Origin of the sequence: Emticicia sp. BO119 (assembly GCF_013912375.1) — a bacterium.
Taxonomy (GTDB): Bacteria; Bacteroidota; Bacteroidia; order Cytophagales; family Spirosomataceae; genus Emticicia.
On sequence record NZ_JACETV010000002.1, the window covers coordinates 958,524 to 983,760 of the forward strand.

Annotated in this window: 23 protein-coding genes; 10 read left to right on the forward strand and 13 right to left on the reverse strand. The window is 37.4% G+C overall.

The genetic code is table 11. The annotated features are described in order from the left end of the window. Nucleotides 1-75: 75 nt before the first annotated feature. Together H1R81_RS10770 and H1R81_RS10775 are read right to left on the reverse strand one after the other, a co-directional pair. Nucleotides 76-765 (reverse strand): LytTR family DNA-binding domain-containing protein, encoded by a 690-nt coding sequence (locus tag H1R81_RS10770; protein ID WP_181840714.1) that lies wholly within the window; start codon nucleotides 763-765, stop codon nucleotides 76-78. Further along, nucleotides 762-1,778 carry a sensor histidine kinase gene (locus tag H1R81_RS10775; protein WP_181840715.1) on the reverse strand — a complete coding sequence of 339 codons (1,017 nt, stop codon included), beginning with the start codon at nucleotides 1,776-1,778 and terminating at the stop codon, nucleotides 762-764. The genes H1R81_RS10770 and H1R81_RS10775 overlap by 4 nt, the downstream gene beginning before the upstream one ends. A gap of 155 nt (nucleotides 1,779-1,933) precedes the next feature. Here H1R81_RS10775 and H1R81_RS10780 point away from each other — a divergent pair, with 155 nt between their 5' ends. From H1R81_RS10780 to H1R81_RS10790, 3 genes are all read left to right on the forward strand, one after another. Next, nucleotides 1,934-2,743, forward strand: a complete 810-nt coding sequence (locus H1R81_RS10780) for a sulfite exporter TauE/SafE family protein (RefSeq protein ID WP_181840716.1) — start codon at nucleotides 1,934-1,936, stop codon at nucleotides 2,741-2,743. Between the two features lie 44 nt (nucleotides 2,744-2,787). Beyond that, on the forward strand, nucleotides 2,788-4,011 hold the full coding sequence (locus H1R81_RS10785) for a rhodanese-like domain-containing protein (RefSeq protein WP_181840717.1): 1,224 nt from the start codon (nucleotides 2,788-2,790) through the stop codon (nucleotides 4,009-4,011). A 344-nt stretch (nucleotides 4,012-4,355) separates the two neighbouring features. Further along, nucleotides 4,356-6,788 (forward strand): ABC transporter permease, encoded by a 2,433-nt coding sequence (locus H1R81_RS10790; RefSeq protein WP_181840718.1) that lies wholly within the window; start codon nucleotides 4,356-4,358, stop codon nucleotides 6,786-6,788. Between the two features lie 129 nt (nucleotides 6,789-6,917). Here H1R81_RS10790 and H1R81_RS10795 read toward each other — a convergent pair whose 3' ends face one another. Next, nucleotides 6,918-7,289, reverse strand: coding sequence for a DUF1801 domain-containing protein (locus H1R81_RS10795; protein ID WP_181840719.1), 372 nt, complete (start codon nucleotides 7,287-7,289; stop codon nucleotides 6,918-6,920). A 348-nt stretch (nucleotides 7,290-7,637) separates the two neighbouring features. Between H1R81_RS10795 and H1R81_RS10800 the strand changes: the two genes are divergently transcribed. Then, nucleotides 7,638-11,081, forward strand: a complete 3,444-nt coding sequence (locus H1R81_RS10800) for a ThuA domain-containing protein (protein ID WP_181840720.1) — start codon at nucleotides 7,638-7,640, stop codon at nucleotides 11,079-11,081. Between the two features lie 48 nt (nucleotides 11,082-11,129). Continuing rightward, nucleotides 11,130-11,423, forward strand: a complete 294-nt coding sequence (locus H1R81_RS10805) for a Dabb family protein (protein WP_181840721.1) — start codon at nucleotides 11,130-11,132, stop codon at nucleotides 11,421-11,423. Between the two features lie 54 nt (nucleotides 11,424-11,477). Here the strand turns inward: H1R81_RS10805 and H1R81_RS10810 are convergent, their stop codons facing one another. Continuing rightward, nucleotides 11,478-11,783: an isoamylase early set domain-containing protein gene (locus H1R81_RS10810; protein WP_181840722.1), complete on the reverse strand. Its 306-nt coding sequence runs from the start codon at nucleotides 11,781-11,783 to the stop codon at nucleotides 11,478-11,480. A gap of 338 nt (nucleotides 11,784-12,121) precedes the next feature. On the opposite strand from H1R81_RS10810, the gene H1R81_RS10815 reads away from it, so the two are divergent. Next, nucleotides 12,122-13,381, forward strand: coding sequence for a DUF937 domain-containing protein (locus H1R81_RS10815; protein ID WP_181840723.1), 1,260 nt, complete (start codon nucleotides 12,122-12,124; stop codon nucleotides 13,379-13,381). Between the two features lie 62 nt (nucleotides 13,382-13,443). Here the strand turns inward: H1R81_RS10815 and H1R81_RS10820 are convergent, their stop codons facing one another. Then, nucleotides 13,444-14,706: an aminotransferase class V-fold PLP-dependent enzyme gene (locus H1R81_RS10820; protein WP_181840724.1), complete on the reverse strand. Its 1,263-nt coding sequence runs from the start codon at nucleotides 14,704-14,706 to the stop codon at nucleotides 13,444-13,446. A 51-nt stretch (nucleotides 14,707-14,757) separates the two neighbouring features. Next, nucleotides 14,758-15,480 carry a DNA alkylation repair protein gene (locus tag H1R81_RS10825; RefSeq protein ID WP_181840725.1) on the reverse strand — a complete coding sequence of 241 codons (723 nt, stop codon included), beginning with the start codon at nucleotides 15,478-15,480 and terminating at the stop codon, nucleotides 14,758-14,760. A gap of 103 nt (nucleotides 15,481-15,583) precedes the next feature. On the opposite strand from H1R81_RS10825, the gene H1R81_RS10830 reads away from it, so the two are divergent. Next, nucleotides 15,584-16,108, forward strand: coding sequence for an NADPH-dependent FMN reductase (locus tag H1R81_RS10830; protein ID WP_181840726.1), 525 nt, complete (start codon nucleotides 15,584-15,586; stop codon nucleotides 16,106-16,108). A 123-nt stretch (nucleotides 16,109-16,231) separates the two neighbouring features. Here the strand turns inward: H1R81_RS10830 and H1R81_RS10835 are convergent, their stop codons facing one another. From H1R81_RS10835 to H1R81_RS10845, 3 genes are all read right to left on the reverse strand, one after another. Next, on the reverse strand, nucleotides 16,232-17,131 hold the full coding sequence (locus tag H1R81_RS10835; RefSeq protein ID WP_181840727.1) for an SMP-30/gluconolactonase/LRE family protein: 900 nt from the start codon (nucleotides 17,129-17,131) through the stop codon (nucleotides 16,232-16,234). Between the two features lie 40 nt (nucleotides 17,132-17,171). Then, nucleotides 17,172-17,630, reverse strand: coding sequence for a nuclear transport factor 2 family protein (locus H1R81_RS10840; protein ID WP_229251093.1), 459 nt, complete (start codon nucleotides 17,628-17,630; stop codon nucleotides 17,172-17,174). A 287-nt stretch (nucleotides 17,631-17,917) separates the two neighbouring features. Next, on the reverse strand, nucleotides 17,918-18,661 hold the full coding sequence (locus H1R81_RS10845) for a hypothetical protein (protein WP_181840728.1): 744 nt from the start codon (nucleotides 18,659-18,661) through the stop codon (nucleotides 17,918-17,920). A 76-nt stretch (nucleotides 18,662-18,737) separates the two neighbouring features. Between H1R81_RS10845 and H1R81_RS10850 the strand changes: the two genes are divergently transcribed. Together H1R81_RS10850 and H1R81_RS10855 are read left to right on the forward strand one after the other, a co-directional pair. Beyond that, the gene (locus H1R81_RS10850; RefSeq protein WP_181840729.1) at nucleotides 18,738-19,346 is read left to right on the forward strand and encodes a DUF1080 domain-containing protein; all 609 of its coding nucleotides are present in this window, start codon (nucleotides 18,738-18,740) and stop codon (nucleotides 19,344-19,346) included. A 92-nt stretch (nucleotides 19,347-19,438) separates the two neighbouring features. Further along, complete coding sequence (locus H1R81_RS10855; RefSeq protein ID WP_181840730.1) at nucleotides 19,439-20,698, forward strand: MFS transporter; 1,260 nt, start codon at nucleotides 19,439-19,441, stop codon at nucleotides 20,696-20,698. Nucleotides 20,699-21,042: 344 nt separating this feature from the next. Here H1R81_RS10855 and H1R81_RS10860 read toward each other — a convergent pair whose 3' ends face one another. Genes H1R81_RS10860 through H1R81_RS10870 form a run of 3 tightly spaced genes read right to left on the reverse strand, consistent with a single transcriptional unit; the run spans nucleotide 21,043 to nucleotide 23,902 of the window. Beyond that, nucleotides 21,043-21,597, reverse strand: coding sequence for a DUF255 domain-containing protein (locus tag H1R81_RS10860; RefSeq protein ID WP_181840731.1), 555 nt, complete (start codon nucleotides 21,595-21,597; stop codon nucleotides 21,043-21,045). Nucleotides 21,598-21,646: 49 nt separating this feature from the next. Beyond that, entirely contained in the window at nucleotides 21,647-23,284 is a 1,638-nt protein-coding gene (locus tag H1R81_RS10865) for a hypothetical protein (protein ID WP_181840732.1), read from the reverse strand. A gap of 33 nt (nucleotides 23,285-23,317) precedes the next feature. Beyond that, complete coding sequence (locus H1R81_RS10870; protein WP_181840733.1) at nucleotides 23,318-23,902, reverse strand: RNA polymerase sigma factor; 585 nt, start codon at nucleotides 23,900-23,902, stop codon at nucleotides 23,318-23,320. Between the two features lie 164 nt (nucleotides 23,903-24,066). On the opposite strand from H1R81_RS10870, the gene H1R81_RS10875 reads away from it, so the two are divergent. After that, nucleotides 24,067-24,612 (forward strand): DUF421 domain-containing protein, encoded by a 546-nt coding sequence (locus H1R81_RS10875; RefSeq protein WP_229251094.1) that lies wholly within the window; start codon nucleotides 24,067-24,069, stop codon nucleotides 24,610-24,612. Here H1R81_RS10875 and H1R81_RS10880 read toward each other — a convergent pair. Then, nucleotides 24,605-25,129, reverse strand: a complete 525-nt coding sequence (locus H1R81_RS10880) for a hypothetical protein (protein WP_181840734.1) — start codon at nucleotides 25,127-25,129, stop codon at nucleotides 24,605-24,607. The two genes, H1R81_RS10875 and H1R81_RS10880, sit on opposite strands and share 8 nt — an antisense overlap. Nucleotides 25,130-25,237 lie beyond the last annotated feature (108 nt).

Consider the following 25,237-nt stretch of genomic DNA (forward strand, 5'->3'; position numbering starts at 1 on the left):
CACGAAGAAAGGAAAATGTATTTTCTGCGTGTTACTTTTTCTTTCATTACAATTGCCCTTGATAGATTAGAGGCATTATTTATTTCCTTTCAGAAACTCCTCAACCTTTGCTTTATAGCTTCTGCCAATAGGAATAGCGGCCTGATTCCAGAGGATTTTCTGCTGGTTGATGTTTTTTATTTTGTTTTTGGCTATCATATATGATTTATGCACCCGCATAAAGTATTGAGTAGGTAGGCTCTCTTCATAACTTTTGAGTGAACCCAACACTACATATTTTTTATCAGGCAGGTAGAGAATCGTATAATCTTTTAGACCTTTGGCGTATTCGATTTCCCGATAATCCAATAAAATTGTCTGTGTACCAGTCCTGATTTCAATTTCGTAATTTTTATCAGTTTTTTTAGATTCTACTAAATCAATAGCTCTTTGAATAGCGACTTCAAAACGCTTGAAACTAATGGGTTTGAGCAGGTAATCTGCCACGCCCAGATCGAAGCCGTCAAGGGCATATTTACGATAAGCAGTTGAAAAGATAGTAACTGGTCTATTGTTAAGACCTTTCAAAAACTCAAGCCCTGTTATTTCAGGCATCTGAATATCAAGTAGCATAATGTCTACTACATTTTCAGCTAAAAATGCCTTCGCATCAATGGCGTTGAAAAAACTGATAGGTGTTTTCAATGATTTGACTTGCGCTATATGATTTTTTAAAACCTGATGCGACAGTGGTTCATCATCAACGATTATGCAAGTGTAGCTCATGATAAATCCAGCGTTAAAAGGGCTTTGTAAAGATTTGTATCTTTCTGAATCAATAGTTTATGGGTGTCTTTATAAAACAAAGCCAACTGTTTATTAAGATTTATCAAACCAATACCGTGGCTTTTATGTGTTTCATTGGTTTTATAATTGTTTTCTACTGACAGTTCCAGATTTTCCTTATTAATAGTTAATATAATACTGATATAAGCACCATAAATTAATTGATTTACCCCATGTTTGAAAGCATTTTCAATAAGCGGTAATAGGATTAGCGGCACTATTTTTTGATCGCTTATATCACCTTTTAATAAAAAATTGATTTTAGCCTGGTTTCCTTGCCTGATTCGTTCAAGACCAATATAATTTTCAATATTTTCAATCTCTTTTTTCAGGCTCACTTTCGATTCAGAAGTTTCATACAACATATAATCCATCATTTTTGATAACATCAGAATCGTTTCAGGGGCTTTGTCTGATTTTTCAAGCGAAAGCGCATAAAGATTGTTGAGAGTGTTAAACAAAAAATGAGGATTGATCTGTGCTTTCAGATAGTTCATTTCAGTATTCAGTTTTTCTACCTGCATTTCACTGATTTGCTTTTTCTGTCTGAATCTCTCCTGTAATCCATATAATAAAAAAGAAATGACAAGATATTGGGCTGTATTGAAAAAATAGAAAGGAATTTCAATTAGCGTGTTTCTTTCTTCATTGAACCCCATTTTGTTATAGACGAATTCATTCAGAAAATGAACAGAAATGACGTGCAGAATAGTCAGCCCTGCCAGAATCGTAAAAAAAGGTTTATATCTTTTATGCTCGTATAATCTCGGAATCAGATAAAGCAGGTTAATATAAATCAAGAGTAATAAAAGCCCGTTTTGCAATAGTAAATTCAACAGATACAACCACAAACTATTTTTTACAATATACATACTTCCTATGCCCCTGGGAACTATCAGCAAGAGCCATATCCAAAGATGATATATCCTGTCATTCTGTAAGAGTTTCTTCATTGTTTTCTGTTTATGATGCAAAATTACCAATTAAAATCGCTGCTTGTTACGAGCTCTCCTGCTATTGGTCTATTATTTAGGTCGTTGGTATAGTATATTAATATTATACAAAAAACTTAGTGATTTTTGATATGAGATTTTTCTCATACAAAATTATGAACGTAACAGAATTACTGGGTTTTATGTCTTCCGTCCTTATCGGTATCAGCCTTGGTCTGGTCGGTGGGGGCGGGAGTCTCCTGACACTTCCAGTGTTGGTGTATTTATTGGGTATCAATCCATTACTGTCAACTACTTACTCGCTTTTTGTAGTAGGTGCTACTTCTTTGGTTGGCTCGCTGACCTACATGAGAAAGAAGCAGGTTAATTATACGATTGCCTTCGTTTTTGTTATTCCGTCGTTTATGGGGGTTTACTTTACCCGCCAATACTTATTGAGCGTTATTAACAAACCGTTTTTTCTTATAGCTGATTATGAGATTCCAAAAAATGTCGCTATCATGGTTTTCTTCGGGATATTGATGGTAGCCGCTTCTTATTCTATGATTAAGAACAAGGTTCAATCAGTTGAAAAAAGTCATTCGGACGCACCTCATTTCCTGTTGATTACCATTAGTGGTTTTATTATAGGTATCATTACCGGGCTTGTCGGTGCTGGCGGTGGATTTCTCATTATTCCAACTTTGGTTTTAATAGCCCGATTGCCTATGAAAATGGCTGTGGGTACTTCATTACTGATTATTGCTGTTAAATCGTTGATAGGATTTACAAGCGATTTATCAGGTCTCTCAATTGACTGGACTTTCCTTTCAGCTTTTACTATTCTGTCTGTCACTGGCATATTCGTCGGGTCTTATCTGTCTCAATTTGTAGAAAACCAGAAACTGAAACAAACTTTCGGGTGGCTTGTACTGGTGATGGGGGTGTATATTATTTCCAAAGAATTGATAAGTTCTTTTGTATAAATCAGATTCTATCTAAAACCGATTCAAAACTAAAGCAAACAAATATGAAAAATTTATTCTTTACCTTCATCATCGGGCTGTTTACAGTCTCTAAGGCATCAGCCCAATATAAATTTGATAATACGGCGTACAAGACAGTCTACATTAATGATTTGTGTAATGAACTAAGAAAGTCATCGAACGCTCTTTTGTTAGATGTCAGGTCGGCAGGGGAATACAGCGATACTTCGGTTTATACCGGACTGAATATAGGACATCTGAAAGGTGCGGTTAATATCAACGTCAGAGAATTAGGTAAGCGTTTAGGAGAGTTAAAAGACTATAAAAATCAGCCTGTTTATGTCTATTGCTCACATAGCCAACGGAGCAGGGTATCTTCTAAAATGTTGGCCGATAGTGGTTTTACGAACGTCGTAAATGTAAATGGGGGTATGACAGAAATGAACTTGTTAAGAAATTCAGCAGACCCTTGCTTACAGGATTTGTATGCTACGAATAATCACTTCAAAATACTTTCGACCGGAGATGTAGTACACTTACTATCTAATAGAAGAGACATTTCAATAATAGACGTTCGTGCTGATTCTGCTTATAAAAGTATATCGAAAATAGCCAAACTGAATGCTTTCGGGCATATTAGAGGCTCTATCAATATTCCTTCCTCAAAAATCAGCGAATCTCTTTCAAAAATACCTCAGAACAAGCCGGTTCTATTGGTTGATAATTACGGCGATGAGAGCATTAAAATAGCAAAGCTGCTAAGCGAACAGGGTTATACTGATGTAAGTGTGCTATTTAATGGCCTGGATAACTGGGTTAGTGAAAAAACAATGCCTGAAAAAGAAAAATTGTGGATTCACTCAAAAGATTATGGATTTATCACGGCCGAAGAGTTCGACTATTCGATGGCTCATAATCCTCCTGCCTTACTATTAGATGTGCGAACCAGAGATGAATTTACTAATCGGGAAAAGACTAAAACTTACCTGAATAGGGGGCATATTCAGAATGCGGTGAATACACCTTTGGGAGAATTAAATGCAAAGTTAACGGAGATGGCAGCTTATAAGGATAAAAGCATTGTGGTCTATGCTTTTTCTAATAATCCTGAGGCATTTGAAGCCGCAAAATTTCTGGCTGATAACGGTTTTGAAAAAGTAAAAGTACTGACTGGCGGTTTATGGAATGTCAGATGGAAAGCGGCTAATATTAAAGGTTTGGCACACCTGATGAAATGGGTAGTAGATGTGCCATCAGATAATTTATAAGATACTTTTTATAGAAGTATATATTTCCTTATACAGTTTGTTGAGTTATCAGATTCTGTTATTATTCTTTTAATGACAGAATCTTTTTTCTTTAAAATTGCACTGTACGCTGGCGTACAAAGAATGTCCGCTTCTGGACGAATATTAGTCGTGAGTTTTGTTGTAATGTATTGATAATAAGTGATTTAGTTCTTTAGGTATGTTTTTTGAGGGGTATGAAAATAAAGCTATTACTGAATACATGACTCACGCTTTTATGCTAAGATTTGTAAACCCGATTTAGTGTAAAATTAAGATAAAATGATAACTTCTCAACTCTTAAATACCCTTTGGACTAAAGTACTATGATAAGAAATTACTTGAAAATTGCCTGGCGGAACTTGTTGAAGAACAAACTGCAAACCCTGATTAATATTACAGGGCTTTCGATTGGTATGTCATCATGCATTCTGATTCTGATGTTTGTATTTGATGAAATGAGTTATGATAAATCCTGGGAGAATGGTGATAGGATATATCGTATGGCACTCGAACGTATTTATCCGGGCAGGGCTACAAAATATGCCATTATTCCACCCTCGTATGCCCAATCGGTAAGGAAAGAATTACCGGAAGTAGAAGAAAGCGTCAGAATCTTTGATAATGGAGGCGGGACCCTCGTCAGACATAATAATCAGGTATATGAGAAGAATCATGTATTATTTGCCGACTCTAATTTCTTCAAGGTATTTAAGTTGCCATTACTCTTTGGCAATCCTGATAAAGCATTATTAGCACCAAACACCATAGTATTGACCGAAAGCACAGCCAAGCGTTTTTTTGGAACTACTAATGCGATGGGCAAATACCTCGAACTGGTGCAGGGACCCAAGTTGCAGGTAACTGGCATTTGTGCTGATGTTCCTAAAAACAGCCATTTCCAATTCGATTTTTTAGGTTCGGTAAAAGGAAATCGTTTTGCCGAAGCTACCAATCATATCAGCTTTGCGGCCTCAACCTATCTATTGCTAAAACCTCATACTTCTCCTGAGCAGGTACAGGCAAAATTCCCGTCCATTGTAGAAAAATATGCCGCAGGTGAAGTACAGCGGAATTTCGGGGTATCATTTAAAGATTACCTGAAAGCTGGTAACGGGTACTTTTATTTCTTACAACCTTTGCAGAATATTCATCTGGAATCGCATTTAGAAGCCGAATTAGGGGCAAACGGGAGTAAAAATTTAGTGTATATTTTCATGGTGATCGCGGTTTTTGTATTATTGATTGCCTGTATCAATTTCATGAATTTAGCCACTGCGCGTTCAACCGAAAGAGCAAAAGAAGTGGGTATCCGTAAGACACTGGGCTCAACAAAATCGCAGTTATCCATTCAGTTTCTGACAGAATCAGTTTTACTGAGTGTAGCAAGTCTGTTTGTAGCTATTCTGATAGTGGTATTAGTATTGCCATTTTTTAATAATTTAGCCAATAAAACCCTGATATTAGATAATTTCTTTACCTTGAAAACCATCCCTTTAATGCTGATTTTATCAATAGCAGTGGGCTTAATGGCAGGCGTGTATCCGGCAGGTGTTTTGTCTTCGTTCCAACCAATACAGGTTTTGAAGGGTAAGTTTACTTCTAAAAAACAGGGTCATGCTTTACGAAACGGATTAGTGGTTTTTCAATTTTCTATTTCTATTATTCTGATTATCAGTACGCTTATAGTTTACAGACAATTAAATTATATTCAGAATAAAGAACTGGGGTATTCAAAAGATTTTGTGATTCACCTAAGAGGTGCAGGTTTTTTAGGCGATCGTACACAAGTCTTTAAAGACGAGATACAGAAAATTGCAGGCGTTGAAAAAGTAGGTGGAACAAGTGCTGAACCGGGTCAGGAAAACTTTTTTGGTATTAGTTTTCGTAAGGGAGGAGAGAAAGAAACAGTAACGGGTAAGGCTATGATTGCCGATGAGGGTTATCTGCAAACGCTGAATATGGAAACGGCAGAAGGAAGATTTTTTAACAAAGAATTTAATGATTCATTATCTATTATTCTGAATCAGGAAGCCGTGAAGGCTTTAGGACTAAAGAATCCGATCGGACAGAAAATATTCAGCCCTGATAATTTTGTGCAAGGCGATGGCCCCGAGGTGTCTTATACAATAGTAGGGGTAGTTAAGGATTTCCATTTCTCATCTTTGCATCAAAAAATTACGCCTTTATTTATTGTCAATAATCGCTTTTTTGCCAGAACAAGTAACCTGATAGGTGTAAGAATCAATACGCCCGACTTCGAGTCGGTGGTAAGCCAATTGCAAAAGACATGGAAGAAATTTCTGCCTGAGCAACCATTTAATTACGCATTTCTGGATGCCGATCTGGCCGAACTATACAGAAATGAAAAGGTTTCTCAGCAGGTGTTCTGGATATTTTCATGTTTAGGAATTCTTATAGCATGTATGGGCCTGTTAGGTTTGGTGAGTTATATTGTTCAGCAACGCACCAAAGAGATAGGTATCCGAAAGGTTTTAGGGGCTACTGTGCCGAGCATTATACTATTACTTTCGAAAGATCTTTTAAAACTGGTGTTGATTGCCCTGCTGGTAGCATCGCCTATTGCCTATTATTTTATGAATAGCTGGTTACAGGACTTTGCCTACAAAACGGAAATAAACTGGTGGGTATTTGTTCTGGCAGGAGTAATGGCCATTATCATTGCCTTTGTTACTATCAGCTTTCAATCTATTAAAGCGGCTTTAATGAATCCGGTAAAATCCTTGAAAACGGAGTGATCAGAGAAGAAGTTGAAGCCAGTAGCAAAGATAAAAACAAGGAATATTTCTGTAATAATTAGTCTGAACACATAGTGATATAAATTATCAATAATCCATCCCTTTCTCAACAATGGGAAAAGGGATGGATTATTTTTCAGAATCTCTCAAACCCAACATTGCCACCAAAAGCCTCTCAATCCTTTCAACCTGAATATCTGAATTGGGGTCAATAAGCAGGATTTTCATCCTGGCTCGTTCTTCTTTAATTAAATCGGGCTCATCTATCAGATTTCCGTCAATAATGCCAATATAGGGTAGCGACATACCATTGACCTTATATTTTTTATGAGTCCAGAGGTAGCACAGCATTTTACCTTTGTAGCAATAAACCGGCATTTTGTATTTCCAGGTTTCTGTAATTGCTGGGTTATAATTCAGCAAATGAGACCTCAGAAATAGCAGACAACTTTTTGCCGGCTCTTCTTGCTGTTCAAAATAATTATCAACAGGGCTTAGCATATATTATAGAATGAAGGGGCATAACTTTTAGAGATTATTAAGGTTTGGTACTTAAAACGAAGTTTCACATAAGTACTTAGGTATAAGCTATCAATACTACTCTTACAGGCTATCAAAACTAATCAAAAATTCATCAGAAAGTAATACTTAGTTGCTATCTCATTCATTGTAATATGATTCACCGTAAGTTCCTGTTATTTCAAAGAAAATACTGCCAAGTAAATCAATAGGCTATTGTTTATTGCGTACTTCTGCTTTTTTATCTCATAATTATTCTGAATTATCTTAAAATAGGATAGTTTTAGCAGGAAATAGTTATATTTGAATCTCTCTATTTAACCATATACAATGAAACAACCTGCTAAAAGATTTTTTTTCAGCTTATCTGTTATTTGTGCCTTATTCTTAACGACTCTCGTCTATCATGGCGCATCGGCTCAGCAAAAAAGAGTTTTAGTATTTTCTAAAACAAGAGGCTGGCGACACTCAAGTATTCCGTTTGGTAAAGAAGCTATTAAAAAGCTTGGACAGGAGAATAATTTCGGGGTTGATATATCAGAAAATTCTGATGATTTCAACGACGAAAATCTCAAAAGATATAGTGCCGTTATATTCAATTCAACTACCGGAAACATTCTTAATAATGACCAGCAAGCTGCCTTTGAAAGATATATACAGGCAGGGGGTGGATTTGTGGGCATTCACTCGGCTGCTGATACGGAATATGAATGGCCCTGGTATGGACAGTTGGTTGGAGCTTATTTTGAAAGCCACCCTAATAACTCGAATGTCAGAAAGGCAACTGTGTTGGTAACAGATAAAACACATATTTCAACAAGTCATTTGCCGGATTCCTGGGAACGTACTGACGAATGGTATAACTACAAGTCTATCTACCGAAACATAAAACCTTTGGCTTATTTAGATGAAAGTACCTATGATGGAGGGACTAACGGGGGGAATCACCCGATTGCCTGGTATCATGAGTTTGACGGTGGCAGGTCTTTCTTCACAGGAGGTGGGCACGCTGACGAAAGCTTTTCAGAGCCTTTGTTTTTGAAACATCTCTTAGGGGGTATCAACTATGCAATGGGTAACGGCAAACCTCTGGATTACTCAAAAGCTTATTCGATAACCATGCCGGAAGAAAACAGATTTGAAAAAACGGTTCTGGTAAATGACCTGAATAATCCGATGGAATTGGCGGTGTCGAATGCTGGCAAAGTATATATGACCGAACTTGCAGGAAACTTATCAGTTTTTGATACAAAAACAAATAAGTTCAGATTGATTCATCGCTTTCCGGTGGTGATGAAAGGCGGTACAGGTGTAATAGGTATTACCCTTGACCCTGATTTTGATACCAATCGTTGGATATACCTGTATTATTCGCCACCAATTGAGGGTGAACCTATTTACTTTAATTTGTCGAGATTTACGCTTTCAGCCAAAGACGAAATTGATTTGGGTTCAGAAAAAATTTTACTGAAAGTGCCTGTGCAAATCAACAGTGGTTCTCATCATGGAGGGTCTCTGGCTTTTGATAAAGACAGAAACTTGGTTTTATCAACCGGAGACGGCACTACACCTTTTCCTTCGAATGGCTATGCACCACTTGATGAACGTAAAGACCCACAATATTATCCGATGGATGCGCAACGTTCGGCCGCAAATACGAATGACTTTAAAGGTAAAATTCTTCGTATTCATCCTCAACCGGATGGAACTTATACTATTCCGAAAGGAAATCTGTTTGAGATAGGGCAGGAGAATACCAAGCCTGAAATTTATGCAATGGGTTGTCGGAATCCTTATAGAATTGCCATCAATCCGCAGACAGGCACTATTTATTGGGGAGAAATCGGGCCTGATGCCGGGGAAGACAGCCCAAGGGGGCCAAGAGGGTATGATGAATTTAATCAGGCGAAAAAGCCGGGTAACTTTGGCTGGCCTTATTTTGTGGGGAACAACTATGCTTATGCTGAATGGGACTTTGAAACAGGAAAACCCGGCCCTAACTATGACCCTGAAAAGCCTCTTAATAACTCGCCTAATAATACAGGTCTGAAAGAACTACCTCCGGCTACACCACCTATGATATGGTATCCTTATGCTTTATCCCCTGATTTTCCTGAATTAGGTACAGGTGGCCGTAGTGCTATGGCAGGAGAGTTTTATACTTTTAACGAAGCATCTGCCACTAAAAACAAGATACCGAAATATTATGATGGAGCCTTGTTTGTTTTTGACTGGATGCGTAACTGGATGTTGGCAACCAGATTTGATAAAAATGAAAACTACTTAAAGACGGAGGCTTTTATGCCAACAAAAGGGGATTTCAGACGCCCAATTGATTTGGCATTCAGTAAGGAAGGCATTATGTATGTGTTAGAATATGGATCGGTTTATGGTGCCGATAATACAGATGCCCGTCTGGTGAAAATAGAATATAACTATGATAACAGAGCTCCACAAGCCATAGCAAGTATTGTAGATACCGTAATGGCAGTAAAGAAAAATAAAGAATCTTTTATCACTTCCGAAATCAGAGATGTGCCGCAATATAAGGAATGGGCAGGCAAAGCTCCATTAAAATTACGTTTTTCGGGTAGAGGAGTAGATTTAGACTTTGATGACAAACTCAGTTATGAATGGTATATCAACGGAACAAAACTATCTGCCGATAAACCAATGTACACGCATACTTTTACTAAAAATGGAAATTATAAAGTAGTGTTTTTAGCCAAAGATGCGGCAGGAAAAACAGGTACTGATACACTGAGTGTAAGGGTAGGTAATGCTGTTCCGGTTGTGTCTATCAATGCCAAGAAGAATAAATCGTTTTATTGGGATAATCAGCCCTTTGAATATCATGTGTCTGTAAGTGATGTGGAAGATAAAGCTATTAATGCCAAAAAGCGAAAGATAGAATATAATTATTATCCAAATCCCTACCAACCTGTTACAGGAGCAAAATCAGACTCTAAAGTAGAGCTTGGGTCGTTAGGTAAAACATTGGTTGATGCCAGTGATTGCAAGGCTTGTCATACAGTTGATAAGACTTCAGTCGGACCGTCGTTCCTGGCTATTTCAAAGAAGTATGGCAGTGGTGATAATAAAACTATCAGAACTCTGTCGAAGAAGATTATAGAAGGTGGTGGTGGCAGCTGGGGTAGTGTCCATGTAATGAGTGCGCATCCTCAGATCTCGTCGCAAGATGCCGATGAAATGGTGAAGTATATCTTGGCTATTAACGACCCTAATAAGAACTTTAAACCTATCAGTATAAGTGGGACTATTCCTTTAAAAGAGCATCTGGAAAACAAAACTACCGGATACTATACTGTTAAGGCTACTTATACAGATAATGGCGTAGCCGGTGCTAAACCTGAGAAAGCAGAAGATATTATACGCCTACGCTATCACCAACTGAGAGCAATGGATTCTGACAGACACCCTGGTTTTGTGTTTGACTGGGGGGAGCTTCGCCAGGGGCCATCCAAGGCATATCTCGTATTTAAGAATATAGACCTGACCAACATCAAAACCATTGCCGTTGAATACGCTTCGCAGGATAAATCAGGCGTCATAGAGGTAAGAGAAAACTCAGTAGCCGGGCCTGTTATTGCCAGAACAACCTTTAGCCCTACAGAGGGTTGGGGAAAAATGAAATGGGTAGAAAGTAAACTGGATAAACCGATTGAAGGTTTCCGAGATTTGTATATTATGGGTGTGAAAACTGATAAACCAAGTGATAATTTAATTAAATTCAAAACAATTAAATTTGATTGAGTAAAATCAATGGATAGTCAGTAGATTAATCACTCAATAAATAGTTACATGATAAGACATTCTGTTGTTTTTAAATTAAAACACCCAGTAGGATCGCAGGCAGAACACTTATTCTTTGAAGCCGTCAATAAACTGGCAACAATAGAAGGGGTAGAGAATTTTATTTGTTACCGCCAGACAAGTGTTCATAGCTCATTTGATTATGGCTTGTTTATGGATTTTGCCAATAAAGAGGTCTATCAAAAGTATAATTCGCACCCTGAGCATGTAGCATTTGTTGAGCAATACTGGTTGGCAAATGTGGAAGGTTTTCTGGAATTAGATTATGAACCTTTCTCATAGTGCAAAAAAAAGCCCAGACCGTAAAAGTTTGGGCTTTCTAATTTCTTGCTGAAATTACAATACAACAACCGAGTTGTCTGAAGTAAATTCATTAGCCACATATTTGTCAGCAGCTTCATCATTAATCCAGTTAGTTCCATCCAATAAATATCGGAATTGAAATTCTGAACCGATAGGAAGTTCTACCGAAGCTTTATATTGACCATCTTTTTGTTTCTTCAACAAAGTAGCAGTTGAGTTCCAATCGTTGAACTCACCTACAAGAGCTACTTTCTTAGCTTCATTAACCACTTCTGAAGGTAGCGTGAACGTAACTTTACAAACTGATTTGGTTTTAGAAAATTGTTTTACAAGTGCCATTTTGTGCATAAGTTTGATTTTCACTACAAAATTATATTATAAAAATCATAATTAAATGATTATCAGTTATTTATATAGTAAAATTCTTTAAAAAATTATATATTATTTTTAAATGGTAATATTTCTGTATTAAATGGATACTCCTTTTTACAGGTTTAGAGACAGTTTAATATAAACAATATACAGCAGAAAATAGCTTCTTTAGTTTTTCGTTTTGTTATTAAGCGGGTATGTTTTTTTTTAGAAATGCCTCGATTTTGGGCATAGTTTTTGTAAAAACATAGTTGTTATGATAGTATCCCAAATTAATCATTAGCTACCACGAGAAAAAGATTTGTATGAATATAATTGGATTGATAAAAGACAAACTGACAGACTCGGTAATTGAAAAAGTAAGCAATTTTCTGGGAGAGCACCCTGAGAATATCAGCCTTGCTTTAGATAAAGCCGTTCCTACAGTACTGGGGGGTATTATTCAGAATACTACTACTGAAGAGAATGCAGGTAAGGTAATGGACGTGTTGAAAGATGGGGGGCACACAGGAGAAATTCTTGACGATTTGCCTAATCTTTTAGATAACTTCGACAAAACGCAATTATTGATTACGATTGGAACAAATATTTTCAACCATTTTTTAGGCAATAAAAGCAATAGTCTGGTTGAGTCAATCTCATCTTTGAGTAATATACGTAAAACTTCCGCTTCGTCTCTGGTTGGGCTGGCAACTCCTTTGGTTTTGGGGGCTTTGGGTAAAGTAATAGCAAGAGAAGGCATGGGAGTCTCAGGCCTGATGAAGTTATTGAATGAGCAACGGGATGCTGTATTGGCAGCCTTACCTCCGGTTTTAATTAATAAACTGGTTACGAAAGAAGAGACTATTGATAAAAAAACAACGAAAGAGCAGAACAGAGAAAAGAAAAAGGAAAAAGATAAAAGTTCTAATCTGAATCCTAATACGTCTGGTGGAGGTCCCGCTGTCTGGATTCCTTGGGTTTTATTGGCTTTAGTATTAATTGCGATTCTGTTTTATATATTCAAATACAAGAAACAACAGGAAAATCAGGCACAGGTATTACCAGGGGTTGATTCAACAGCAAGTGTAATGCCGGATACCTCATCTTTCAATATAGTACCAAAAGATACCTTGACTATCACTACTCCCGTAGAAAAGGTCGAACCTAAGCCTGTTGATACGAAAGTGGAGGATAAAAAAGCAGATTTGCCTAAAGTAGAGACCAAGCCTGCAAATTCGACAGGCAATAGTACTCAGTCAACCTATGCAGGATCATTAAGTAAAGAGTTAGCAAACAGTAATTCCTGGGTTGCTTTACCAAATCTGAATTTCAGAAAAGGCAGTGCAGAGATTAGTAGCAGGGGTAATGTAAACGATTTGGTAAGGTTTTTGAAGAATAATTCAAAAGCTAAAATAACCATTGCGGGTGGTGCACAAAGCAGTGGTGGAACATTAGGTGAAGATCGTGCCTATGCTTTACGAGAAGTTTTATTAGAAAGAGGGGTAAGAGAAAGCCAGATTGAAGTACAGTCTAAATCAGTAGGCGACGTTGATGCGAAAATAACCATAAAAGTAAAAAAATAGAGAATCAGTATCTGCTGGTGATTGCTATTGTTATGAGCCCACGATTTACTCGTGGGCATTTTTTATGCAGCTAATTCTTTTAATGCTTTCACGAAAGTATCTAACTCGGTGGTTGTCGTATAGATATTAGGGGTAATTCTGCAACCTTTTACGGTGGGCGAATCAATAGCGACTGTCCAGATTTTATATTTTTCTAATAGGGTCCTGGCAAGATCGGCGGGTTTAATTTTACTGATACCTACGTTGGCTATTCCACAGGCTCTATGGCTTTCGGCTGGAGTGTTTAAAACTATATCTGGTAGGTTTCTTACTTGTTTTGTCCAGTACTCCTGTAGATAACGCAAGCGTGCCTCCTTACGATCTCTGCCTATTGTTTCATAGAAATTAATAGCATCGGCAATGGTTAAATCTGTATGGACAGGGTTAGTTCCGGTATGATTCAGTTTCCTGATATCATCATCTTTATAACCCATATCACCAAACATTTGCCAGAGTTTAGCAATCTTATCTTTCTTTACATACAAAATGCCAGTGCCTAATGGTACGCTTAGCCATTTATGCAAACTGCTTCCGTAATAATCACAACCTAAATCACTTATTTTATAATTGATGTGGGCAAAAGCATGAGCTCCGTCAACCATTACCTCCACACCTCTACTATGGGCCATATCACATATTTTTCTAATAGGCAGAATATGACCAGTGATATTAATCATGTGGCAAACCATTAATAGGCGGGTTTTAGGCGTGATAGCTTTTTCATAAACAGAAACTATTTCTTCGTCAGATACCGGATGGTTGGGTACTGAAACAATTTTGTTTATGATGCCATATCGGCGTGCCTGTAATTTAAACATATCAAGCATGGCACCATAATCTTGTTCGGCCATTACTGCTTCATCGCCGGCTTTCCAGTCTATTCCGGCAATAACAGTATCTAAGGATTCGGTTGTATTTCGGGTAACAATCAATTCTTCGTGCGAACAACCTGCTAATGCTGCTAACTTTTTTCTTATTTCAGCTTTATCGTCAAACTGCCTGGTGCGCATATAATAAGAGCCTTGGAAATTAATCTCCTGCACGTGTCCGATAAAATTCTGCAAGGTTTCTTGCGGAGTAAAGCAATAGTAGCCGTTCTCAAGATTCACATAATCAGGTTTAATTTTATACCCACGCCTGACTTCCGCCCAGAATTCCTCATTCCTGGCAGTGTCCTCAGGTGTTTGTAGTTGAATCTTTGCTAAGGCTTTATCGAAACCCTTCCCAAAGGCAGGAACAACCAGCCCGGTAGCTGCTAATGTTTTAATAAACTGACGTTTGTTCATTGATGGAATAGTGTATAAATTATTTAAATCAATTGACAGAAATACATCTATTTAGAGATTGGGGCGGTATTTCATAAAATAGGTCTTCCGTGCGACTGTCATTTTTTCTATACTGTATCTTAATGCAGTTCGTGGAATCAGGTTGATATTTCTCTCTAAAAACTTTTCTACCTGTTTCGTCTCAATTCCTCCAACTTCTTCTTTTTTCCATATCTCCCTAAGCATCCAGCCTACTGCTTTATGAATCAGATCGTGTTTATGGGATAACAGGATTTCTGCAATACGGAAAGTGTCCTCATACTGATTTTTGTTGATAAAATACCAGCTCGCAATAATAGCTATGCGTTGTGTCCAGAGATGGTCGGTGCGAGCCATATCATATAATATCTGCCGGTCTTTGTCAAATAAATAGTATCCGGCAATATCACGAGCCGAAGCATCTACCAAATCCCAGTTATTGATTTGTTTTGTGTTCTTTAAATAGAAGTCATAAATACTTTTCTGCGCATCTGCTTTGGCTTTTTTCATCTGACCCACCAGAATCATCAATGCAGCCATGCGGTATTCGTGGATAGGGTTGTTGAGTAAAACCTGTAATTCGTCTAATGTCAATGAGAAGTATTTTTTGCAAATCGCGCGCAGGTTCGGGGTAGATATACCTATAAAGACATCACCTTCTCCATACTGACCTTTTCCTGTTTTGAAAAACCATGCCGATGCTTTAGCTCGTTCAGGTGTAGCAATCGCCTGTAATTCTGAAATGAGTTCGTTCATTGAAACGATTTGAGGTTTTTTTTGTTAAAGATAGTAATAAGATAGGATACAAGTTGAGGCAAAATAGTAATTCTTCAATTTGTTTTTAATAATTTTTCCGAAAATGATAGGAGTAATCATTGGCACTAACCGTAAGAATTCACTTTCCCGAAAAGTTGGTATATATTATCAGAAATTGTTAGAATCATTAGGTGCTGAAAGCCAGATTATAGACCTGGCTGATTTGCCGGAAGACTTTGCTTTTTCGGCATTGTATCATAAATCAGGTACAAACGATGCCTTTAATCAGTTTCAGACAATTGTTGATACCACTGAGAAATTTGTCTTTATTGTACCTGAATACAATGGGTCGTTTCCGGGGGTACTGAAAACTTTTCTGGACGGTTTACGCTATCCCGATAGCTTTAATTATAAAAAAGCCGCGTTGGTAGGAATCTCATCAGGTGTACAGGGTAATGCAGTAGGGTTAGGGCATCTGAATGATATACTGAGTTATATGGGTACAGATGTGCTGGGGTTGCGCATAAAATTGGGCAGTATCAGAAGCCATTTTAATGGAGAAGATTTTACATTTGAAGTGTATCGTAATTTTTTAGAGCGACAAGCGAAGCAATTGATCGAGTTCTGACACCAGCATTGTGCATGATACCTTCAACTCGCTCACCCACCTGTAACAGAATGATTTTATAAGAAGGATTCAATAAACCGGGTTAATAGAGTGGAGGAACTGAGAAATGAACTGAAAATGTTTTTATTTAAATTCCTTCATCATTTTCCATTCTCTGCCCGGATTGATAGTACGGAAAGTCTCCAGACATTTACGGTCTTGTAGGGTTACATAACAGGTTTTCCCGTCTTTTCCACCAAAACATATATTAGAGGTAAGTTTGCCTTTCATTTTTACGGTCTGAATAACCTTGCCCTCGGGTGACACAATATCTATTGTACCTAATCCATGGCGGGTTATGTACAAATTGCCTTTGTCGTCACAACGCATACCGTCCATACCACCATCTTCAAATTTTATCAGCAGACGTTTATTGGCCAATGTGCCTTGTGGGGTAATATCAAAAGCCCATACGTTTTTCTGAACTGATTCATTTACATACAAGGTTTTCTCGTCAGGACTAACCTCAATTCCATTGGTTGTGCCCATATCTTTAGCTAATAAACCTGCTTTACCATCGTGGGTTACTTTCCATATCTGTCCTGTACTTTCTTTCCAGTTAGGATCGCTACAAAAAATAGTTCCATTACTCATAATGGCAAGGTCGTTTGGTTGATTCATGCCCGGCACGTGCGCCAATATACCTACCTGCTTGGTTTTCAGGTCAATTTTCAGTACATTGTGTTGCATGAAATCGGCCACGAAAAAGGTATTCTTTGCTCCAAAACGAATCCCATTGCCTACACTGCCATCAGGTAAGGTCAGGAAAACCGTGGTTTTTCCATCAGGTGTAATTTTAGCAATAGTACCATCCTGATTGATATTTACAGCATAGATATTACCGTCTTTATCTACCGATGGCCCTTCACAGTTATTGGTAAATTCACCTTCTCTGGTTAGGTCAGTAGCAATAAAGATATTTTTTTGCGCAAAAATACAAGTAGTGTTAAGTAATAGAGCTGCAAGTAAGACTATCTTTTTCATGGCATATTTTTATATCTATAATAGAGAACGTTTCACAAGGTTATTTCTTACAATTATCCTTGCGCCGTGTATCAACAATTCCTACAATTTTCCAGCCTTTGTCGGTTTTCATCATAGTAAATACATCTACGCCACAATGATTGAATTTGTCGTTGACATAAAATTCATAGGGGGTCCAGGCCATAGCCATTTCGCCATCAATTTTTATATCATAGGCTGTTAGTCTTTCATCAAGTACCACACCGTCACGTTTAGTACCTACAGATTTCAACCAGTCAATTATCTGGTCTTCCTGCAGTTTTACTTCACCGTTTTTATTTTTTCCGATTGATTTCAGAAAACAGGAAGGGTATAATGCCTGACGGATAAGCGTCGTATCGTTTTTACGCATACCATCAAAAACCTGATTGATGCTTGCCTTGATCTGGTCTTCGTCGGTTTGTGCAAAAGAAGAAATCGTAATTGATAAAAATAAAATGGTAAATAAGTTTTTCATCATTTTTTTAGTTTAATTGAATGAAATATAAGGAAAATAAGTATTTCTACGCTACGATTAGGGACTTTTTACGCTAAAATATAATATCTTCTCCGCTTAACTTTGTGCCATAAATTTTTTGTTAGAAAAAATTTATGGCCATGAAAAAATCCAGAAAATGGATGCAATTACTTACAAAAATCAGCCCCAAAATCATTTATGAGATTGGGGCATTAATTTTATGAATCATTAATGAGAATGTTTCATTAGGTTAAACGGAAAGAAATTATGATAATTTTATATCTTGTAAATCAATCTTGCTTTTCGAATTTTGGAACCTTACTGTCATATTTGAGGTAATTTCCGGCTACGGTTGCTGCATTGCCAAATCCACATTCAAAGGCTTCCTCCTGATAAACGATAGTAGCACCACCTTCAAAAAAAATAAGTTTCAGTTTGCATTTACCAAATTCAGTATTTTCATAAATCGCCTGATTACCATTGAGTTTGAGTGTCGTTTTTTCAATAATAGCCTGATTATAGCTGGGTGCCCCTCTGATAGCCTGCATCTCAACTATGATTTTGTCTTTGCTGATCTGGTTTACATATAAACTTCCCGTTCCAGCTTCTTTGCCGTAGCTGTAAGCATATGCACCTGTTGTATTAATAGGTTCAGATTCAATTTTAATTTCTGAAGCTTTTTTCAGGCTAAAACTCATTTCTTTTTCACTGTTTGGTTTAGACCAGAATCCTGTAATATCATCTCCTTTTCTTGTTCCATAATAGATTCCTGTAACTTCAGTTTTAGGGTCAAACTCATGCAATAGAACATTGCCATTTTCTAAAGAGCCTACTACTTTTATGGCTTGCCCTACTCTTTTATAAACCAAGGTTCCGTAAATCAGGTTGTCATCGAAAGTAAGGGTCATTAAGATAGGAATTCTGTTATTGATTAAACCATCAAAAGTTTCTTTCGACAATGAATTCTGAGCAAAAGAAAAAGAACTGAAAAGAGAAAATGACAAAAGAAAAATGCTGAATATTCGCTTAATCATAGAAATAGTTTTTGCTTGGTGATGCAAGATAAGAAATTTATCTTTTCTTTGTAACAGTAAATAAACTCTATTCAAAATGAAAACAAAACTTAGTTTCCTAACTATTACTTTTTTATTGATTTCTACTTTAAGCTTTGCACAAAAAAGCAAAAAACAAAAACTTTTTAATGGTAAAGACCTGACCGGGTGGGTGGTGTATGGCACAGAAAAATGGTATGTTGAAGATGGTATTCTTGTATGTGAGAGTGGTCCTGATAAACAATACGGTTACTTGGGTACTGAAAAGAAATTCAAGAATTTTGAATTGACACTTGATTTTAAACAAGAAGCAAATGGTAATAGCGGGGTGTTTTTTCATTCATCAATTGCTGGCACTACAATCACAGGCTGGCAGGCAGAAGTAGCCCCTCCAGGCCACAATACAGGTGGTATTTACGAGTCGCATGGGCGTGGCTGGATAATTAAACCAGAACCTGAAAAAGACAAAGCTCTGAAAATGGGAGAGTGGAATACAATGACTGTAAGAGTGGTAGACAATGTGGTTACTACTATTCTGAACGGTACGGAAATGATTAAATTAGATGACCCTAAAATTGGAGAAAGAGATGGTATTCTGGCATTGCAGATTCATAGCGGTGGTGGAATTAAAGTAAGGTGGAAAAACATTGTTGTGAGAGAACTCTGATATAGATTGGATAAAAACAGGTCGGATAGCCTTATCCGACCTGTTTTTATGAAACCTGGCCAAACTAAAAGAACTACAAATACCTAAACACTATGAAGCAAGAAAAATCTACATTACAATATCTTTTTAGCCTTCCCGTAATTGTTGCTGCCCTTGGTTATTTTGTTGATATTTATGACCTGCAATTATTTGGTATTGTACGTGTGCAAAGCCTTGAAAGCCTTGGGCTTTCTACCAAAGAAGAAATCTCGTCGGTGGGTACAACTATCATTAATTTTCAGATGATAGGGCTTTTACTCGGAGGGATTTTATGGGGCGTGTTAGGCGACAAAAAAGGTCGGCTCTCTGTACTTTTTGGGTCAATCATTACTTATTCTCTGGCTAATATTGCCTGTGGTCTTATTCCCCATATCAGTTTTATGGATAAGGTAGAGGCTTATAAATGGCTTCGTTTTATTGCGGGAGTAGGGTTGGCAGGAGAGTTAGGAGCAGGCATTACTTTGGTGTCAGAAGTTTTGCCGAAACACCTCCGTGCCATTGGTACTTCATTAGTAGCAGGTATTGGCCTGTGTGGTGCAGTAGTGGCTACTTTTACAGTAAAGCTTTCAGGAGACTGGACGATTGCTTATCTGATTGGTGGTGGCTTGGGTGTTGCTCTTTTGTTGCTTAGGGTAGGGGTTATTGAGTCAGGCATTTATAAAGATGTAGTCGGGAAAAAGCATGTACAAAGGGGTAATTTCTTTTCTTTTTTTACCAACGGAGAGCGTTTCATTAAATACATGAAATGTATAGGTATCGGGCTTCCTACCTGGTTTTGTATTGGTATTCTCACCTATTTCAGTAATGAGTTTGGGGAAGCGATGGGGATAACAGAGAAAGTTGATCCCGGTCTGGCTATTATGTGGGCATACATAGGTATCTCGGTTGGAGATTTTCTGAGCGGATTCATCAGCCATTTATTTCATTCACGGAAACGAGCTATTGCCGCCATGATGGCTTTTGCTTTTATAGGGGTAATATTTTTCTTGTTTTCGGGTGCTATCAAAAGCCCGAATATGCTCTACGGCGTATGTTGCTGGTTAGGTTTAGGAACAGGATACTGGGCAATGTTTGTAACAGTAGGTGCCGAACAATTTGGTACAAACCTGAGAGCTACCGCGGCTACAACAGTCCCTAATATGGTGCGAGGAACAGTTGTTTTCATGACTATCTTATACAAATTCTTTAAACCTGACCAGGGAGTGATTTTAGCCGGCGCATTGGTTGGGGCTATCTGCTTTGCGATAGGTTTTTACTCAACGCTTACTATACCAGAAACACACGGAAAAGATTTGGATTTTTTAGAAGAATAGTTCCAGGTTAAAAATTCCAGAAAGTCCCGATAAAGCCATTTGTCGGGACTTTTTTGTTTTGTGTATTGTGTACATTAATTCTGATTAAAGGGTTTTACAGAAGGTAAATCAGTATCTGATTTTAAGCAATTAATACTTATACATCTTACTGGAATATGTCTTTATTAATTTATAAGATGCACAATGCGTAAAAACCCCTGATGAATTGCGTATTTTTACGCTATGAGTGTAAAGCAATAGCTTGTATATTTGTGGTAGTCAATTATAGTCATGAAATAAAAAGAGCTGACAACTTATAAAAGAAGTCAGCCGCCCTTTGAACTCAAAACACTTTACGCTTTTGACTATAATTTTGTACCTTTAAAAGTTTCTTTGTAAGTACCTTCCTTGTATTGGTCGAACGATTCTTTTTTATAGTTGTCGCCGCCAATAAAAGTAATTACCTGATGAAACGCTTTTGCATCGAGATACCCCGGTAAAGGCTGAATCATATTATATTGAGCATCTAAGAATACCGTTGTTGGATAGCTCAATTTACCTTGTAACAAAGCAATTGCTGCCTGATTAGTGTTATTTTTCTCGTCAAACATGTACTTCACGCCGCCCACTACTATTTCCTGACGCGTCTCTGCGTCCAACTTTACCATATAATAGTTCTTATTCAGATAGTCGATCACATCAGGGTTGGTGTAAGTTTGTTTGTCCATTACCTTACACCAGCCACACCATGCCGTATAAACATCAACTATTGTTTTTCGTGGCTCTTTCTGGGTGCGGGCATAGGCTTCCTGCAGGCTTATCCATTGTATTTCTTTCGTTTGCGCAGAGGAATTGGCCTGCTGAGCGAAAGTGGTAAAAGTGCCTGTTAATAAGGCTATTAGTAAGAAGATTTTCTTCATGAGTATGAGTTTTTAATCAAAAATAGCAATTTGTGTACCAATATACACATTAGAACGGATATTTTACTGAGAAAAACACACCTGCAGTCGCTAACCGAACCTTCCCATAACCCACTTTACCCAATGGAGCCTTATAAAATGGCTCTGCCTGAAATGTCAAACGTCTCAAAAACTGACGTTCATATCCCATTGAAAGGTTTAAAACACTGAAAGGATAGCCTCCGGTTTTACCTTCCCAACTCGTACGCTTGATATTCGGGTCTGCCGGGTTTTCATAATTATAACGATATTCTTCTTTTAACATTATATAACTGGTAAATCCGCCACCAACAAACCATCGGCTATTTGTTTTCTGGGATAAATCATATCTTACATTCAATGGAATATCCAACATTTTACACTTGGCATCAATATCTTTCAAAGGCGACGGCATAGCCCAGTACACATTCCATTCATATTGGCTTGGCAAAGCGCCATAGTACTTCATCGAACGAATTACACCTGTTTGAATACTAAAACGATTATTGAAGCGATATTCCAGAATAGCCGCCCAGTTACTACCTACTTTAAATATTTTATTTGAGGGGATAAAGCTCAAATCCGGAGATAAGGCTAATCTTATATTTAAGCCTTTTCTGAATGCTGTATTAGCCCTTGGTATTGTTACAGGTGCAAGCATAGGCGATTCAAAACGGATATTTGGCAGTTTTAAATCAATAACAAATGGATGTTTGTTTGGTGATAAAACATCAATAGATATCCACTGCATTTTTTCAATATTATAGACCGAATCTCCTGATGAATCTTGACTTTGAGGGGTGGTTTTTGCATCTGGATTAACTACATTATTAGCACTTATATCATCAGTTTTATCCGATGTATGGCTATCTCTTAAAGCATCCCGTTGTGTTTTGTTTTTAGTTAAGCCATTAGCATTGTCTTGTTTATTCTCAGGTAATATAGGTAGTTTAGATTTGGCTTTTGTGTTAACTTTAGTAATTATGGTGTTTGTCTTATTTTTAGTAATTGCTAAATCAGGCGATTCCTGACTTATTTGAGCAGCATCGTTTTTGTTATAATCGGTAGTGCTTTTGTCAGTAAGAGCGAATTTTGCGTTTTTCACCTTTCCTGCAAAAGGCTTTTTACTCTGATTGGTCGATTGTGTTTCAATAGCTGAATTTTCTGTAGTTGCCCTTTTATTCGGCTTGATTATAGGTGATTCAGCTTCAGCAGGTAGTTTCAACGCTTTAGTAGTCGTTTTGGCATCTTTTTGAATTACTGCCTCTGGTTGAACTTTATCACTTGAAATGGCAGATTCTTTGGCATTTTCCTGATTCTCTGTATCTACCTTATCTGTTGCTACATCTTTTTCTCCGACTTTATCTGTTTGCTTTACCGAATTTTCTTTAATATTTCCTTTCTTTTCTGTTACTGCTCCCGATGGTTTTCTTACCAGAAAATAAGTGCCCGTAATCAACAGTAACAACACAATCATGGCAGGTAAAATCCATTTTTTCAGTGGATTACCTCCTTTACCCGGGCTTAACGGAGGCGTATTCGCCGCATCAAGCTTTTGACTCATTTTGTTCCATGCTTCAGGGTCAAAGCCGATGCCCGACTTTTCAGCAGATTCTCTGAAAAGGTCATCAAACTCTTCATCTGATAAATCATGTAAGTTTTTGCTCATCTTATATAAACGGCTTCTGATACAGAGAGCCTGTTAATTTTTGTTATCAGTCAATGCACCCTCAATTTTCATAATCATTTTTCGGAGTGCTTCTCGTGCGCGTGATAAATTTGATTTTGATGTTCCTATCGAAATCTGTAGTTGCTGCGCAATCTCTTCATGCGAAAATCCATCAATTACAAATAAATTGAATACCATTCTATAGCCAGAAGGGAGTCGCTGTACGAGTTCTAATAGTTCGTCATGATTCAGTTGGCTTAAAGCATTACCGTCAGTAGATGAAACATCGTATGCTTCGTCAAGGTTTTCGTGGAAATAGTGTTTTTGTTGACTCCTGTAATAATCTAATGCTGTATTGACGATGATTCTTCTAAACCATGCTTTAAAAGGATATGATGAATGTCTTCCGCTGGCGTCATATTGTTCACCTTTTGTGAACACCTTCATAAAGCTATCGTTCACAATTTCTAATGCTTCTTCACGATTCTGATTATAACGTAAACAAACCCCCATTGCAAAGCCATAGAATAGCCTATAAAGCCTTTCCTGGCTTTTTCGGTCACCCCTCAAACTTGCAATAAGTAATTCTTCCGGACTATCAGGCAAATGATTTACCATAACTGGTTTGAATACGAAAAAAAAAACTCTGCGGTTGCGTTCTGCAATTAAATAATACTCAACATTAGTAAAAAAAGCGACAAAAAGCAATAAAAACAAGACGAAGAAAGAGCTTTATTGCCTTTAGTATTATTTTTTTCAGACTCGCAAAAGTTTCACTACTTTTGAATTTAAACTATATAGTTTATCGGATTATGGACTATTATTTAAGCGTAATGCTAAGAGCAGTAACAGTTTATCTGTTCATGATTCTTGCCATCAGACTCTTTGGCAAAAGAGAATTAGCTCAACTTTCGGTTATTGATCTGGTTTTTATACTGCTTATCAGCAATGCTGTTCAAAATGCGATGGTAGGGCCTGATAACTCTTTATTAGGAGGTCTGACAGCGGCCGCAGGACTATTTATAGCAAATTTTATTCTGAAAAAACTGATAGGTCGATACGATTCTATCGGTAGGTTCATACAAGGGCAACCCATTATGCTTATTTACAAAGGTGCTGTACAGGAAAAAAACCTGTTGATAGCGGGCTTTACCCATGCCGAATTGGAAGCAGCTATCAGAGAACATGGTGTTGAAAAAATAGAGAATGTTGATCTGGCAATGTTAGAAGTAGATGGTAATATAAGTGTGTTAATCGATGATTTTAAAACAAAATCACATCGGAAACGAATCCATAAAACCTTGCGAAACCCGAATGCTACTACATAAACATTGTCTGAATTTCTTCTTTGAGATATTTCAGGGCATCAGTAGTTGGTTGTTTGTTTTCGGTGATTACCCGTTCAAAAACTCTTTTTGATAAATCAATCGCGGGAGCATCGGTAGCTAAATCCGCTGCTGATGTGTTCAGCAATGTTACTACTTCGTTCATTGCCAGACGGATTTTTTCCCAGGCTTCGTGCGAAAGATAAACTTGTTGGGAAAGATTATGATTAAACTCCTCTCTGATTTCTTTTAATAGTAATTGCTGGAAATCAAGCACGTGCATAGCACTATTGCCTAATCTTACCAATAGGTTATTTGGAGTAATCCGTTCTAAGAAAAGGGTCATGCGTTCGTAAGCCTGCAAACGTAGTGGCGTAACCAGCTCTGCATTTTTTTGTTTGACTTCCAGTTGTTTTTGTTCAAACTGCTTTTGTAGGAAAGTCTGAACGGTAAGGTACATACCGTATAATACCGCCGCAGCAGGAATCAGAATTTTCAGTAATTCGGTCAATAAAGCCATTCTATTTCTTTTTTCAGAATTTTGTGGTGCAAAATTATAAATTACTCTATTAGCTAATGTAATGAATGTGTGATTATTTTTGTTGATGCTTGATGAATAACGAGTCTG